Genomic DNA, 15873 nt, shown 5'->3' on the forward strand with positions numbered 1-15873 from the left:
GAAAGCATAATCCCACTGAAAACAGGAAGACTGCGACGGGAAAAGCGTACAGTTTAGGAAGTTTACCCCCCGGCCGTCTACAACCCCTCGAGCCGGAGGTCTATAATACGCTTAAATACCGCCCTCGCCTCAACCGGAGTGTCCCTACCATGGACCAGGACCAACAGAAACAAGCCGTCGCACAAGCCGCCCTCGATTATCTTGCCCCACGCCTGGAACGCGACAGCATCATCGGCGTGGGTACCGGCAGCACCGCCAATTATTTCATTGACCTGCTGGCCGAGATCCACACCGAGTTCGACGGCGCCGTGGCCAGTTCCGAGGCCACCGCAGAGCGCCTCAAGGCCCACGGCATACCGGTCTATGACCTGAACAGCGTCGGGCCCATCGAGTTTTACGTTGACGGCGCGGATGAAACCAACCCGCATCTGGAACTGATCAAAGGCGGCGGTGCCGCGCTGACCCGGGAGAAAATTGTCGCCGCGGTCGCCAAAACCTTCATCTGCATTGCCGACGCCTCCAAACAAGTGGAGACTCTGGGCGCCTTCCCGCTGCCGGTTGAAGTCATTCCCATGGCCCGCAGCCATGTGGGCCGTGAGATCGTCCGACTGGGCGGGGATCCGGTCTACCGGGATGGAGTGACCACAGACAACGGCAACATCATCATCGACATCTATAACATGGATCTGTCGCGCCCGATTGTGGCCGAAGAGCAACTCAACCAGATTGTCGGCGTGGTCACCAACGGTTTGTTTGCCCGTCGCCCGGCCGATCTGCTCCTGCTGGGCACCGACAGCGGTGTCGAACACATCGAGCGCCCACCGGCCTGACGCCCGGTTGATCAGAATCCGGGCAAGCGGCGCGGGCCCGGTTTCGATCTGCGCAAGACTCCAGTATAATTGCGCGCACTTTTTACACCTACGCACACCCACCTCAGGATAAGGGCTCTCATGAACTTTGATCACATCCCCGCGGGCAAGAACCCACCGGAAGACATTTACGTCGCCATCGAGATTCCGGCCAACAGCTCGCCGGTCAAGTATGAAATTGACAAAGAAATGGGCGCACTGCTGGTCGATCGTTTTATGGCCGCACCCATGTTCTACCCGGCCAACTACGGCTTTATTCCCCACACCCTGGCGGACGACGGTGACCCGCTGGACGTGTTGGTGGTGACTCCCTACCCGATTCAGGCGGGTGCGGTCATACGCTGTCGCCCGGTCGGCGTGCTCAACATGGAAGACGAAGCCGGTGAGGACGCCAAACTGGTTGCCGTTCCCCACGACAAGCTGACCACCGCTTACCAGGACGTGAAAGACATCGACGATCTGCCCCAGCTGCTGCGCGACCAGATCAAACACTTCTTTGAAAACTACAAGACCCTGGAAGCCGGCAAGTGGGTAAAAGTTCAGGGCTGGGCGGATGCCGCCGCCGCGCGCAAGGCCATCGAAGACTCGGTCAAGGCCTATCAGAAGTAACAGCCGGCATTGCCGTTGGATCTGAAAAACCGGGGTGCATTCACTGACCCCGGTTTTTTTGTGCCTGCAATGGCGCCGCCGGCGGGCGCGGCTAGCCCCGCGAGAGCAGTGCGCGCAAATCGCTGACCGCGGCGTTGGCACGGGACAGGTAGGCGGCCATGGTCAGGGAATGGTTCGCCATCAACCCGAACCCACTGCCATTGAGGATCACCGGACTCCACATGGCACCCTGCGATCCCTCCAGCTCAATGATCACCTGGCGGACACTGGCCAGCGCATTTTTGTCTTGCAACACCTTGCGGAAGTCGACCTCGATGGCCCGAAAGATGTGCAACGCCGCCCAGGCAGTGCCGCGGGCTTCGTAAAACACATTATCCAGTTGCGTCCAGGGTGTTTTGACCTTGTCCGCGGTCACACTCTGACTCAACGGATCCTCGTCCCCCACCAGATCGCTGGTCGACGGTATCCCCGACTTGCCGACACTCTCCCCCAACACCCGCGACAGACTGCCCAGGCGGGTTTCCAGATCGGCCAACCAGTGATTGAGATTATCCGCCCGGGCAAAAAACTGCGCGTCGGGGCGGGCCGGGTCAGACAAACGATCTAGATAGCGGTACAGCGCCTTGATGCCGCGACGGTACTCCGCTTCGGTGGACGGCAGCATCCAGCTGGTACTGTCAAAGTGGAACTGCGGCTCGGCCACTGTCAGGTCCGGGTCTTCTGCCGACTGGCTTTGCGAACGGCTGATGTCCTTGCGCATGGCCCGTGACAGGTCCCGCAACTGGACCAGGGCGCCAAACTCCCAGCTTGGCATATTGTCCATCCACAACCCCGGAGGGAGAATGTCGTTGCTGATGTAACCACCAGGCTTGTCCAGCAGTGTCTCGGCGATGCGGATCATGGTGACGGTGGTGGCAAACCCGGTGACCGGTTCACGCTGCATGTCCGCGGCAACCGTGCGGGTATGGTCCCGCACCGAGAAAACATCCGGCTCACTGCTCCAGATGACACCCAGCACGATGGTGACCAGCAGATACACCAACACCGCAACCAGCAGCCATTTGCCCAGCCTGCTTTCACCCGCCCCGTTGCGGCCACTGTGTTTTTTTCGCACGCACATACTGTTTTGCCCGACTCAGCATACTGTCCCTTTCCTGTCCCTTTGTTTACGGCCTTGAATCTGCGAGAAGGCAGCGACCTCAATATTCAGTGTACGAACAATGACGCATTCGTCCCGAGGCTGCAATCCTCAGCGCTCGCCGGCGTGCCCGGCGGCGCCCCCGGTAAGGGGCTGCGGCCGACCAAGATGATAGCCCATGCCGCCATCCACGCCGGTGGTGCGCACCACCGTCCACTCTTCCGCGGTTTCCACGCCGGAGACGAACACCCTGACGCCGCGACTGTGAGCGATACCCACCACCGACTCAAGATAAAAGCGACTGTCTTCACGGCTGTCAATGTCGTGAATAAAGCTGCTATCTATGCGAAGTGCTTGAAAAGGAAGATCTTTAAGATAACTGAACGGTACGCCGCCCACCCCGAAGCGATCAACCATCACCTTGACCTGCAACCGGTGCAACGCACGCACCAGCAGACTCACCGCCGTTCGGTGATGATGCACCGTTTGTTCTGCGACGCCGACCCACATGCGCCGGCGGGCGTAGCCCGCAGCAGCCAGCATCGCCAGCAACTCGGTACGAAAGGCGTTATCGGCAACCGTGGTATAGCCCAGCGACATGGCCAGGCGAGCCCTGGGATGGGTCGTCAGATGGTCGAGTGCCTGCCGTGCAACCTGCAGGTCAAGTTGCGCGGTCAACCCGAGGCGTTCGGCCATGGGCTGAAATATACCTGCCTTGATCCAGCGTCCGTCGTGCCGGATGCGGGCAAACACGTAATGGTGCACCGTCCGTTCATGGCCGGCAGCAATGACCGGTTGCTGCCAGAGCGACACCGCCCCGGACGCCAGCGCCCCGTGAATGATCCGACGCCAGGTTTCGGCATCGTGGTGGGGCCCTGTGCCCGCGTCGCTGCCCACACAGTTGCTCTCGCCCCGGTCACAGGCTTGCCGCAACACCGTATCGGCCTCCGCCAGCAAATCGACCGCGCGCCCTCCGGGGACCACCTGCGTTACGCCGCCGTGTACCGCCGCGTTCACTGACCGGGCCGCATCCCCATAGACACCGTCCAGCTCTGCCAGCAGCTGTTTCGCCCAGAACAACCCGTCAGCAAACGACACCCCCGGTATAAAAACGGCAAATTCAGCCCCCTTTCTGCGCCCGGCGAAGGCCCCGTGATGGGCGCGCGCAAACTGGTCTATGACTCCCGCCACCCGCTGCAACAGCTGATCAGCGGCCGCACTGCCAGCACGCTGGTTGTACTCCTGGAACGCCGCCAACTGAAACAACAACAGGGCGCCTCCGTAACCACGTTCTTCCGTTTCGACCTCCACCTTAAGCCGTTGTTCGAACGCCATCCGGCTGTGCAGCCCCGTGACCGGATCTTCATTGTTGACCCGGCGCAGGTGCTGAATCAACTGCACCTGACCGTCAAACAGGACCCCCAGATCGTCCACCATCTGGTTCATCGCTCGGGTAACCCGGTTCAGCTCCCGGGTCGAATTCAACCGGACCCGGCGCCGAAAGTTTCGGTGGCCCACCTCTTCGGCCTGCACCTCCAGTTCCCGCAGCGGGCGCAGGGTGTGACTGAGCAGGATGAACAGGGCCACCAGTCCCAGACCGCCGATAAGCGCGGTACCGGCCAGAATGCCCAGCGTCACCCGCCACAAGTCCCGGTAGGCCATGGCCGGGTGACTGATCACCTGCACCCTGCCCAGCCGCTGCCAACCCCGCACCACCTCGGCCTCCCCGACGGGCAGCGGCAGCCGCGCCAGCTCCACAAACCAGTCCGGTGCGGGCACCTCCCGCAGTGGCAACTGCCGGCCAGCCACGGGACGTTCATCAAGGCCGAGGTATTCCACCGACAGGTAACGGCCACTGTCGAACACCGCATCGATCAACGATGCGGCAGCGACGGCGTCCCGACCATCGATGGCATTCGACAGCGACAGGCCGATGGCCGTGGCGGCATCCTGAGCGTGGCCGTGTAGCTGTCCCGAGAGGTAATTCCGGAAACTGCCATAACTTACCGTTACACTCGCAACCAACAACAACAGAATCAGGCCCCCGGTAAACACCAGCAAAACAGCGCGCAGCGTCATGGCGCCACGCTGCGGGCGGTAGCCGACCTGTGCTTGTGCCATAGGGTGAGTCTCCCCGCTGTATCGGACCAACACCGTGCAGGCGCCTCAAAACTGCAGCGGGGCGATCAAATTGACAATCGTTAACATGGCGCGCCTACGCCGCCAACATTAAACACTATAGACTCTGGCACACGACTTAAGATTGAAAAACCCGGCGCTTGCAGCAAGCGCCGCGCCGGGCACTATCGGAGAACTAGGGTCCTGCCCAATGAACGACCAATCCCCCAAGGACAAACTCAGACAACACTTTGCGCGCCGGGTGACCACCCAGGCCCGCGTGGTGCTCGATATCTGGCAAAAAATCATCGATGCGCCACCGACCTCTGCCGCGTTACAGACGGATCTGTTTGCGGCGACGGAAAAACTGGTGCGCTACGCCCTGCGGTTTGATATGACGGCGCACGCTGACGCGGGGCTCAAACTGATTGAATTGCGCCCGCACTGGCCCCCCGGGACCGAACTGGACCCGGCGCTCATGGCGCGTTTGCAGAACCCGATCGACGAACTCTACCGGGTGACCCTGCGCAGGACCGACCAGGAGTGCGCGGATGCCCTGACGGTGTTCCGGCAGGCGCCGGTTTATGTGGCTCTGGACAACCAGGAGCTGATGGCGCGTCTGATCAAGCAACTGGAATTATTCGGTTTTCGCACCGCCGCGTTCACCGATGCCCGGTCGCTGCTCGACGCTTGCGCCCTGCACAAGCCTGAAACCATTGTCATGGACGTGAATTTCGGGGGGGCCCCGGGGCAGGGTATGAGCACCGTCGAGCAGCTGCAGTCCCGCCATGAAACCCCGATTCCGATTATCTTCATCAGCGAGGACGATGGCACCATCGAGACCCGTCTGCGGGCCTCCCGGTGTGGCGGCGAAGAGTTTTTCCACCCCGCAGTTGACCCCGGCCAGCTGATCGAGAAAGTCGAGGCCTACACCCACAAGACCACTGTGGAGCCCTATCGGGTGCTGGTGCTGGATGACTCCCGGGCGCAGGCCAAGTTTTTGAAAAACGTGCTCACCCGGGCAGGCATGACACCCTACGTCATTACCGACCCCATGCAGATCATTCACGCTCTGGACGAGTTTTCCCCGGAAATCATCATTCTCGACATGTACATGCCCGGTTGCACCGGTATGGAAATCGCCCAGGTCATCCGGCAGCAGGACCGCCTCCACAGTGTCCCGATCATCTACCTGTCCGCGGAAGAGGATATCGGCAAACAGCTGTACGCCATGAGTCTCGGGGGCGATGACTTTCTGACCAAACCGATCGACCCCAAACACCTCGTGGCCACCCTGCACAACCGGGGGCGCCGGGCCCGCTCGTTGCTGGCATTGATGATCCGCGACAGTCTGACCGGGCTGTACAACCACACCCATACGCTGCATCTGCTGGAGCAGGAGATTGCCAAAGCCCGTCAGAATGAGCAGGAACTGTGCTTTGCCATGCTCGACCTCGATTACTTCAAACGGGTGAACGACAGCTATGGCCACCCCATCGGTGACCGGGTATTGCGCAGTTTGTCCATGTTTCTCAAGCAGCGCTTGCGCAAGACCGACCACATTGGCCGATACGGGGGCGAAGAGTTTGCCATCATTCTGCCCAACACCCGGGAAAGCGATGCGGTCCTGGTCATGGACGAGATTCGCGAGCGTTTCTCCGCCCTGCAGCAACCGGCCGGCCACCGTGATTTCACCGTCACCTTCAGCTGCGGCATTGCCAGCTCGCGCGGCGAAACATCGCAAGCCCTGTGCGAACGGGCCGACCAGGCCCTGTACGCCGCCAAAGCCCAGGGCCGGAACGCCGTGGTAACTGCGCCCCCCTAGTCGCCGCCGGGTTATGAAACCAACGTCTTATGGACGCGCCCTGAGTCCTCCCCGACAATGCCCGCTGAACAGAGTCGGCCGTGCCCCGGCAGGGATTTCCACCCTGCCGTCACTGAATTGTCAAAATTCATTGAATTTCCGCGCCGCGGCACTCAAGATAACGTTTAAATGTCGCGAAGTACTGCGATCAGGCTCAGAATCCCCCATTACGCAACGGTAATTCATGGCTACAATTCTGGTTCTCCACGGTCCCAATCTGAACATGCTCGGCACCCGGGAACCGGAGGTATACGGCCGCGAAACCCTGGCCGACATCAATGAGCGCCTTGGCCATCAGGCAAGCGCCCAGGGGCACAACCTGCTGCACCTGCAATCGAACGCCGAACACGTGCTGATCGATCGGTTGCATCAGGCCCGCAGCGACAGCGTGGATTTTGTGATCATCAATCCGGCCGCGTTTACGCACACCAGCGTTGCCTTGCGAGACGCCATTCTCGCTGCAGAGATTCCTTTTATTGAAGTGCATCTTTCCAATGTGCACGCCCGTGAAGCTTTCCGGCAACATTCATACTTTTCAGACATCGCCGTCGGCGTGATCTGTGGGCTGGGCAGTCAGGGATACGATCTGGCGCTGCAGGCGGCATTTAAACACATTCATCAATAGACCAGAGATAAACAGGACTGGACTGACTATGGACATTCGCAAAATTAAGAAACTGATTGAACTGCTGGACGAGTCTGATGTGGAAGAGCTGGAGATTCACGAAGGTGATGACTCGGTCCGCATTTCCCGTCGCAGAGAGCAGAGCGGTGCTCCGGTAATGGCGCATTACAGCGCGCCCGCACCGCAGCCGGCAGCCGCTCCGGTGGCCGCCGAACCCGCAACGGCTGCGCCCGCGGCGCCTGCTGGTCACACGGTCAACTCGCCCATGGTGGGTACCTTCTATCGCTCCCCCTCACCCACCTCGGCGCCTTTTGTCGAAGTCGGTCAGTCGGTCAAAGCGGGCGATGTCATCTGCATCGTTGAGGCGATGAAGATGATGAACCAGATCGAAGCCGACAAGAGCGGCACCATCACGGAAATTCTGGTTGAAAACGGCCAGCCGGTTGAATTCGATCAGCCTTTAATTGTGATTTCCTGAGAACGGTGAAGCAGAACAATGGCCATGATTGAGAAAGTGCTAATCGCCAACCGGGGTGAAGTTGCACTCCGGATTTTGCGCGCGTGTAAAGAACTGGGCATCCGCACGGTTGCCGTACACTCTCAGGTTGACCGTGATCTGATGCACGTCCGCCTTGCCGACGAATCCGTCTGCATCGGCCCCAACAGCCCGACAGACAGCTACCTGAACATTCCGGCCATCATCAGTGCCGCGGAAGTCACCGACTCGGTTGCCATTCATCCCGGTTACGGCTTCCTGGCAGAAAACGCGGATTTTGCCGAACAGGTCGAAAAAAGCGGCTTCCGCTTTATCGGTCCCTCTGCGAGCGTGATTCGCCTGATGGGCAACAAGGTGTCGGCCATCAACGCCATGACTGCCGCCGGCATTCCCACGGTACCGGGTTCGGACGGCCCGATCACCGACGACGACCAAAAGACCCTCGCCATCGCCCGTGAGATCGGTTACCCGGTCATCATCAAAGCGGCGTCCGGCGGCGGTGGTCGTGGCATGCAGGTGGTGCATACCGAAGCCGCCCTGCTGAAAGCCATACAGATCACCCAGACGGAAGCCCGCAACGCCTTCGGCGACCCCACCGTGTATCTGGAAAAGTATCTGGAAAACCCCCGTCACGTGGAAATCCAGATGCTGGCGGATACCCACGGCAACGTTATCCACCTGGGCGACCGGGATTGCTCCATGCAGCGCCGGCACCAGAAGGTACTCGAAGAAGCACCGGCGCCTGACATTGACCAGGAAGCCCGGGAAAAGGTCTACCAGGCCTGCATCAACGCCTGTAAGGCCATCGGTTACGTCAGCTCCGGGACCTTTGAGTTTCTGTACCAGGACGGGCAGTTCTACTTCATCGAGATGAACACCCGGGTGCAGGTGGAGCACACCATTTCCGAAATGATCACCGGCATAGACATCGTTAAGGAACAGCTGCGCATCGTCAGCGGTTTGCCGTTGCAATACACCCAGGATGACGTCAAGTTCAACGGTCACGCCATGGAGTGCCGCATCAACGCCGAAGATCCGGCAACCTTTGTACCCAGCCCCGGCAAGGTCACGCACTTCCACGCGCCCGGCGGCAACGGCGTTCGTGTGGACTCCCACCTGTACAGCGGGTACAGCGTGCCCCCGTTTTACGACTCGCTGGTGGCCAAACTGATCAGCTGGGGAGACGACCGGGACATCGCCCGTCGCCGGATGATGAACGCCCTGGACGAACTGGTGATTGAAGGCATCAAGACCAACACGCCCCTGCACCGCCGACTCGTGCGCGATGCCGGTTTCAAAAAGGTAGACTTTACTATTCACTACCTTGAAAAGATGTTGCAGGAATAACCCTTAGCATGCCCTGGATACAATTGGAGATCCCGGCTGATCCGGATACCGCGGATCAGCTCGAAGACCTGCTCATGGACCTCGGCGCCGAAGCCGTGTCCATGGAGGACGCAGCCGACCAGCCCCTGTACGAGCCAGAGCCGGGCACCACGCCCCTGTGGCATCAGACCCGGGTTATCGCCCTGTTCAGCGTCGACAAAGACATTGACCAGCTGTGCGCCACCATTGAGCAGGCCTGGCATCAGCAAACCCAGCAGTCTCTGGCCCAGATCGACGTTGTGCTTGTAGATGACAAAGACTGGGAACGGGCCTGCCTGGATGACTTTGCCCCCATGCAATTCGGCCAGCGTCTGTGGATCGTTCCCAGCTGGCACGAAGCGCCCGATCCGGAGGCCGCCAACCTGCGCCTTGATCCGGGGCTCGCGTTTGGTACGGGCACTCATCCGACCACCGCCCTGTGCCTCGAATGGCTGGATGGCCAGTCGGTGGAGAACAAACAGGTGATCGATTACGGCTGCGGCTCCGGCATACTCGGGCTGGCGGCGCTGCTGCTCGGCGCCAACCATGTGGTGGGGGTCGACACGGACCCTCAGGCGCTGGAAGCCAGCCGCGAAAATGCCCGCCGTAACGAGGTGCCTGATCACCAGCTGGCGTTGTATCTGCCCCAGGACGAGCCCGACACCCAGGCGGATATCCTGCTGGCCAACATTCTGGCCCAGCCGCTCATTTCGCTGGCCCCGCATCTGGCGACCAGAGTTAAAATGGGGGGGCAACTGGCGCTGTCCGGCATACTGTCCAGTCAGGTGCTGAGCGTCATGGCCGCCTACGAACCCTGGTTTATCATGGATGAACCGGTCCAGACGGAAGAATGGGTGCGCCTCACAGGACGCCGCAGTGACAGGTGACGACGGCCTGAGGAACGTCTAGACTTCCGAAGTTGTCGTTCAGCCCACAGGATCAAAGGATGACCGCTAGCAGTCTGCTCACCAGTTGCCCCCATTGCCAGACCCAATTCCGGGTGTCTGCCGAACAGCTTGCCGTGGCCGATGGCAAAGTCCGCTGCGGCCACTGTATGAAGGTGTTTAACGCCCGGGACAACCAGCAGTCTGTTGAGCAGCCCGCCACCGGCGCACCGGAGTCGCCGGCACCTGCGAGCGAGGAATTCGACCGTGAGTTCTCGCTCGATGAGGAGCTGCTGTTCCAGGATAATCCCGAAATCGATGCCAGCGACGACGATTACGCCGGCAGCGCCAGCAGCTTTTCCGACGATGAACTGAGCGACAGCTTTCGCGAATTGGGCGAGGAACCCCTGTCCGCGGGGTTTCGGATCGAAGAGGAACCGGAGCCGGAAAGCGTGGACGAGAGTTGGGCCGAGGCCATGTTGCTGGAAGACAGTGCACCCTTGACGCCACAACCGCCTCCTCCTGTCCCGCAGCCCCGGACACCGCAAAAGCCCGGCGAACCGGCCCCTTCGCCCTCAGGGCGGCCGGCGGAAGACGCCCCGCCCCCCCCATGAACCGGCCCTTCGGGCCACGCCGGCGGTCCCCGAGCCCGACTGGGACACCGCGCCCGCCGAACCGGTGCGGGCCGGGCAGCGCAGCGCGGCACCCGCCTATCATCATCTGGGCCGCGACCCCATTCTGCTGCGCGCCACCCGCAAACGCGGCGGGTGGCGCACACTGCTGTGGCTGCTGGTTATTGTCGCCCTGTCGGCCACCCTGGTGGCGCAAGCCGTTTATTATCAGTTCGACCGGTTGGCCGCCATCCCCGAACTGCGGCCTTTTTACGAGAAAGGGTGCGAGCTCGCCGGCTGTGAGCTGAAACCGCTCATTGATGTCAGCCGGATACAGAGCCGGAAACTGGTGGTGCGCACCGATCCGGCCAATCGCGACACCCTCATCGTTGACGCGGTCATCGTCAACCGGGCCGACTTTTCTCAGCCATTCCCCGCCATCGCCCTGACGTTCTCCAATCTGAACGGTGACGTGGTGGCACAAAGTCTATTCCCCCCCGACACCTACCTGCTCGGCGAGGGCAAGACGTTAGCCGCCATGCCCCCCGGCACGCCGGTGAGGGTAGCGATCAGCATTCGCGATCCCGGCCGGGACGCGGTGAATTACAACATCGCATTCAAAGCGTTGCCGCAAACGCTCTGACTCGAGGGGGTTTTGCCATTTAGAACAAAAGTCAATCAGAAAGAGTGAAAAATAATCAACTTTTTCGCTGTTTTGCCTCTTCAATCGCGTCATACTCAGCGGTAGAATTACCGCCCCTCGGATACAGCGCCCGGGCACCGACCCGCCCGGGCCATCCGAACACCGTATATTCCCTGTGACACGGACTCAGATCATGCTGCCTTCGGCAAAAATCGGGCCGTACACTTTGCCCAACCCCTTGATCGTTGCACCCATGGCGGGTGTCACCGATCGCCCGTTCCGCTTGTTGTGCCGGCAGCTCGGCGCGGGGTTGGCGGTGTCTGAAATGGTGATCGCCGACAGCAAGCTGTGGCATACCCGAAAGTCCCGGCTGCGGCTGGACCATCAGGGCGAACCCGGTCCCCGGTCGGTGCAGATCGCCGGCGGTGACCCGGAGATGCTGGCCCATGCCGCCAGACTGAACGCCGAGTACGGCGCCCAGATCATTGACATCAATATGGGTTGCCCGGCGAAGAAAGTATGTAACAAAGCAGCGGGTTCGGCGTTAATGAAAGACGTCCCCCTGGTGCGCGACATTCTTGTGGCGGTGGTGGCTGCGGTGGACATTCCGGTCACCTTGAAGATCCGTACCGGGTGGGACCGGGACAACCGCAACGCGCTGCTGATCGCCCGGCTGGCAGAAGATGCGGGCATCCAGGCGCTGGCCATCCATGGCCGCACCCGGACGGACGGGTATAAAGGCGAGGCGGAGTACGACACCATCGCCGAGGTCAAATCCCGGGTCAACATCCCGGTGTTTGCCAACGGTGATATCAGCTCGCCGGAAAAAGCTCGCGAGGTGCTTGATTACACCGGCGCGGACGGCCTGCTCATCGGTCGCGCCGCCCAGGGCCGCCCGTGGATATTCCGGGAAATTCTGCATTTTCTGGAAACCGGGGAACACCTGCCCCCACCGGGTCTGGACGAAGTCGAAGCGATCCTCACCGGCCATATGACCGCCTTGCACGCGTTCTACGGCGACCACATGGGGCCGAAAATAGCCCGCAAACATGTGGGTTGGTATTTGCAGTCCCACGATCACGAACGAACGTTCAGACGCAGTTTCAATGCCCTTGAACTGGCGCAGGAACAACTAGACAGTATTCAACAGTATTTTTCAGGCTTACGAAATGGAGAGGTATTCGCAGCATGACCGCTGAAACACTGGCAAATGATTCTCTGGCGCAGCCGGCCAATGACGACGCTCATCAGTTGCAGACGGTGAGCACGAGTGGCACCACCGTCACTCTGCGCGACAGCGTTGAAGTTGCACTGAAAAACTACATCGCCCAGCTCGACGGCGCCCCGGTAACGGACGTTTACCAGCTGGTGCTCTCGGAAGTGGAGGCACCGCTGCTGGAACAGGTGATGAAATACACCCGCAACAACCAGACCAAAGCCTCCACCATGCTGGGGCTGAACCGGGGCACCTTGCGCAAAAAGCTAAAGCAGTACGGTCTGCTATAATTTCAGTCATCCAGGCTGACGCGAACGCCTGTCGACCCTCACCCGGCAGGCCTTCTAACTCTTACCAACCGAATAAATGTGACTCATGGCAAATCAGGCTAATACCCCCGTCCGGCGCGCGCTCATCAGCGTCTCCGACAAAACCGGCATCGTCGAATTCGCACGCGCCCTGACTCAGCTCGGCGTCGAATTGCTGTCCACCGGAGGCACCTTCCGTTTACTGCAAGACAATCAGATTCAGGTGACCGAGGTCAGCGACTACACCGGCTTCCCGGAGATGATGGACGGCCGCGTCAAAACCCTGCACCCCAAAATCCACGGCGGCATCCTGGGCCGGCGGGGCACCGACGACGATGTCATGAGCACGCACCAGATCAACCCGATCGATATGGTGGTGGTCAACCTCTACCCGTTCGAGTCCACCGTTGCCAACCCGGATTGCGATCTGGCAACCGCCATCGAACACATTGATATTGGCGGCCCGACCATGGTGCGCGCGGCGGCCAAAAACCACAACGACGTGGCCATTGTGGTGAATTCTTCGGATTACGGCCGTATTCTGGCGGAACTGGAGCAGAGCGGCGGCCAACTGGGCTACGACACCCGGTTTGATCTGGCGGTGAAAGCGTTCGAACACACCGCCGGGTACGACGGTGCCATCGCCAACTATCTGGGTGGGCGCACCAGCGACAACCAGAACCCCTTGTTCCCGCGCACCTTCAACACCCAGTTCGTGAAGGTGCAGGACATGCGTTACGGGGAAAATCCGCACCAGCGTGCAGCCTTTTACGCCGAGCGTCACCCGCAGGAAGCCAGTGTCGCCACCGCCACCCAGTTGCAGGGCAAAGCCCTGTCGTTCAACAATGTGGCCGACACCGATGCCGCGCTGGAGTGCGTCAAACCGTTTGCAGACCCCGCCTGTGTGATCGTCAAGCACGCCAATCCCTGTGGCGTAGCCATCGGCGCCGACATTCTGCAGGCTTACGAACTGGCCTTCGCCACCGACCCCACCTCCGCGTTTGGTGGCATCATTGCCTTTAACCGCGAGCTGGACGCCACCACCGCCAAAGCCATCGTCGACCGTCAGTTTGTCGAAGTCATCATCGCACCCTCGGTCACCGCCGAGGCGGCCGAACTGGTGGCGGCCAAGAAAAACGTGCGCCTGCTGGCCTGCGGCGACCTCAACGGCGAGCGTGCCAAGGCGCTGGACTACAAGCGGGTCACCGGTGGCCTGCTGGTACAGGACCGTGATCTCGGCATGGTCGCCATGGAAGACGTCAAGGTGGTTACCGAGCGTCACCCGACCGAGGCGGAACTCAATGACCTGCTGTTCGCCTGGGAAGTTGCCAAGTACGTCAAGTCCAACGCAATTGTGTACACCAAGGCCGGACGCACCATCGGCATTGGTGCCGGCCAGATGAGTCGGGTATACAGCGCCAAAATAGCCGGCATCAAGGCCGCTGACGAGGGTCTGGAAGTTAAGGGTTCGGTGATGGCGTCTGACGCCTTCTTCCCGTTCCGCGATGGCATTGACGCGGCCGCCGCGGCAGGCATCGTGGCGGTTATCCAACCGGGTGGCTCCATGCGTGACCAGGAGGTGATTGATGCCGCCAACGAACACGGCATCGCCATGGTGTTTACCGGCATGCGGCATTTCCGCCATTAGGCGTCGCTCCCTCCGCTGAGAACACCCGCAATTGGCGCCGGTGCACCCTGGAGGGTTGCACCGGACTTGGTATGGTTTTGCTCTGTCTGCAAGGCAGAGACAGACATTCAACATTGGGAAAACCTCATGAACATTCTTGTGATCGGCAGTGGCGGACGTGAGCACGCCCTGGCATGGAAAGCGGCGCAATCGCCGCAGGCGGAGCGCGTATTCGTGGCGCCGGGCAACGCAGGCACCGCGCGCGAACCCGGGCTGGAGAACGTCGATATCGACGCGATGGATCTGCCTGCTCTGGCCGATTTTGCCGCCAGCAACCAGGTAGGCCTGACCATCGTCGGCCCCGAAGCCCCGCTGGTCGCCGGCATCGTTGACCTGTTTCAGGAACGCGGCTTGCGGGTGTACGGTCCCACCGCCGGTGCCGCCCAACTGGAAGGTTCGAAAGCATTCAGCAAGGATTTCCTGGCCCGTCAGCAGATACCGACGGCGGCCTACGCCAACTTTACCGACGTGGACGACGCCCTGGCCTACGTTCGCCAGCAAGGCGCCCCCATTGTCGTCAAAGCCGACGGCCTGGCGGCCGGCAAAGGCGTGATTGTGGCCATGACCCTGGAGGAAGCGGAAACCGCAATCCGTGACATGCTGTCCGACAACGCTTTTGGCGACGCGGGCAGCCGCGTGGTGATCGAAGAATTTCTGGTGGGCGAAGAAGCCAGTTTTATCGTCATGGTGGACGGTAAAAATGTGCTCGCCATGGCCACCTCACAGGACCACAAGCGGGTCGGCGACGGCGACACCGGTCCCAACACCGGCGGCATGGGAGCCTACTCCCCCGCCCCGGTGGTCACTCCGGACATTCATCAGCGCATTATGGATGAGGTCATTTACCCCACCGTCCGGGGGATGGCCGCCGAAGGACACCCGTACACCGGTTTCCTGTATGCCGGCCTGATGATTGATGACACCGGTTGTCCGAAAGTCATCGAATTCAACTGCCGTTTTGGTGACCCGGAAACCCAGCCCATCGTGATGCGCATGCAATCCGATCTGGTGGCCCTGTGCGACGCGGCCATTGACGGCAAGCTGGATGAGTGCGACTCCCTTTGGGACGAGCGTGCGGCGGTTGGGGTGGTGATGGCCGCCGGAGGTTACCCGGCTGACTACCGTAAGGGGGACGTCATTTCGGGTCTGCCGCAGCAGGACAGTCAGGAGGCCAAGGTGTTCCACGCGGGCACCGCCCTGCGCAATGACGAGGTGGTCACCAACGGTGGCCGGGTGCTGTGCGTGACCGCCTTGGGCCATACGGTCACGGAAGCCCAGCAGCGGGCCTACGATCTGGCTCAACAGGTGCAGTGGCAGGGGGCGTTCTATCGCACCGACATCGCCTACCGGGCGATCGCCCGCGAAACCTGAGCCGATGTGTGCGGCAAGCGGCCCGCCCCATGGCTGAGCCGCTTGCCCATTAACGCCAACCAACCAACA

The 15873-nt window shown here is 60.9% G+C and carries 15 protein-coding genes; 13 read left to right on the forward strand and 2 right to left on the reverse strand.

The window, feature by feature from the left end:
• The first annotated feature begins 149 nt into the window (after window positions 1-149).
• Complete coding sequence (gene rpiA / locus BG841_RS03860) at window positions 150-830, forward strand: ribose-5-phosphate isomerase RpiA (protein ID WP_070056449.1); 681 nt, start codon at window positions 150-152, stop codon at window positions 828-830.
• Between the two features lie 120 nt (window positions 831-950).
• Window positions 951-1478, forward strand: a complete 528-nt coding sequence (gene ppa / locus BG841_RS03865; protein WP_070056450.1) for an inorganic diphosphatase — start codon at window positions 951-953, stop codon at window positions 1476-1478.
• A 91-nt stretch (window positions 1479-1569) separates the two neighbouring features.
• On the opposite strand, the gene BG841_RS03870 is transcribed toward ppa, so the two are convergent.
• Window positions 1570-2598, reverse strand: coding sequence for a DUF2333 family protein (locus tag BG841_RS03870; protein WP_070056451.1), 1029 nt, complete (start codon window positions 2596-2598; stop codon window positions 1570-1572).
• A gap of 129 nt (window positions 2599-2727) precedes the next feature.
• Entirely contained in the window at window positions 2728-4737 is a 2010-nt protein-coding gene (locus BG841_RS03875) for an EAL domain-containing protein (protein WP_070056452.1), read from the reverse strand.
• A 208-nt stretch (window positions 4738-4945) separates the two neighbouring features.
• On the opposite strand from BG841_RS03875, the gene BG841_RS03880 reads away from it, so the two are divergent.
• The 11 genes from BG841_RS03880 (at window position 4946) to purD (ending at window position 15804) form a co-directional block, all read left to right on the forward strand.
• On the forward strand, window positions 4946-6559 hold the full coding sequence (locus tag BG841_RS03880) for a diguanylate cyclase (protein WP_070056453.1): 1614 nt from the start codon (window positions 4946-4948) through the stop codon (window positions 6557-6559).
• Between the two features lie 223 nt (window positions 6560-6782).
• Window positions 6783-7223 carry a type II 3-dehydroquinate dehydratase gene (gene aroQ / locus BG841_RS03885; RefSeq protein ID WP_070056454.1) on the forward strand — a complete coding sequence of 147 codons (441 nt, stop codon included), beginning with the start codon at window positions 6783-6785 and terminating at the stop codon, window positions 7221-7223.
• 28 nt (window positions 7224-7251) lie between these two features.
• On the forward strand, window positions 7252-7701 hold the full coding sequence (accB, locus tag BG841_RS03890; protein WP_070056455.1) for an acetyl-CoA carboxylase biotin carboxyl carrier protein: 450 nt from the start codon (window positions 7252-7254) through the stop codon (window positions 7699-7701).
• Window positions 7702-7719: 18 nt separating this feature from the next.
• Entirely contained in the window at window positions 7720-9066 is a 1347-nt protein-coding gene (gene accC / locus BG841_RS03895) for an acetyl-CoA carboxylase biotin carboxylase subunit (protein WP_070056456.1), read from the forward strand.
• Between the two features lie 8 nt (window positions 9067-9074).
• On the forward strand, window positions 9075-9971 hold the full coding sequence (prmA, locus tag BG841_RS03900) for a 50S ribosomal protein L11 methyltransferase (protein ID WP_070056457.1): 897 nt from the start codon (window positions 9075-9077) through the stop codon (window positions 9969-9971).
• A 59-nt stretch (window positions 9972-10030) separates the two neighbouring features.
• Window positions 10031-10582, forward strand: coding sequence for an MJ0042-type zinc finger domain-containing protein (locus tag BG841_RS17280; protein ID WP_228141589.1), 552 nt, complete (start codon window positions 10031-10033; stop codon window positions 10580-10582).
• A gap of 64 nt (window positions 10583-10646) precedes the next feature.
• Window positions 10647-11222, forward strand: coding sequence for a DUF3426 domain-containing protein (locus BG841_RS17285; protein ID WP_228141590.1), 576 nt, complete (start codon window positions 10647-10649; stop codon window positions 11220-11222).
• Window positions 11223-11418: 196 nt separating this feature from the next.
• On the forward strand, window positions 11419-12414 hold the full coding sequence (dusB, locus tag BG841_RS03910) for a tRNA dihydrouridine synthase DusB (RefSeq protein ID WP_228141708.1): 996 nt from the start codon (window positions 11419-11421) through the stop codon (window positions 12412-12414).
• Entirely contained in the window at window positions 12411-12728 is a 318-nt protein-coding gene (gene fis / locus BG841_RS03915) for a DNA-binding transcriptional regulator Fis (RefSeq protein WP_070056459.1), read from the forward strand. The genes dusB and fis overlap by 4 nt, the downstream gene beginning before the upstream one ends.
• An 85-nt stretch (window positions 12729-12813) precedes the next feature.
• Window positions 12814-14394 (forward strand): bifunctional phosphoribosylaminoimidazolecarboxamide formyltransferase/IMP cyclohydrolase, encoded by a 1581-nt coding sequence (gene purH / locus BG841_RS03920; protein WP_070056460.1) that lies wholly within the window; start codon window positions 12814-12816, stop codon window positions 14392-14394.
• Between the two features lie 126 nt (window positions 14395-14520).
• Window positions 14521-15804, forward strand: a complete 1284-nt coding sequence (gene purD / locus BG841_RS03925) for a phosphoribosylamine--glycine ligase (protein WP_070056461.1) — start codon at window positions 14521-14523, stop codon at window positions 15802-15804.
• Window positions 15805-15873 lie beyond the last annotated feature (69 nt).

Origin of the sequence: Marinobacter sp. X15-166B, assembly GCF_001752365.1 — a bacterium.
Lineage (GTDB): Bacteria > Pseudomonadota > Gammaproteobacteria > Pseudomonadales > Oleiphilaceae > Marinobacter.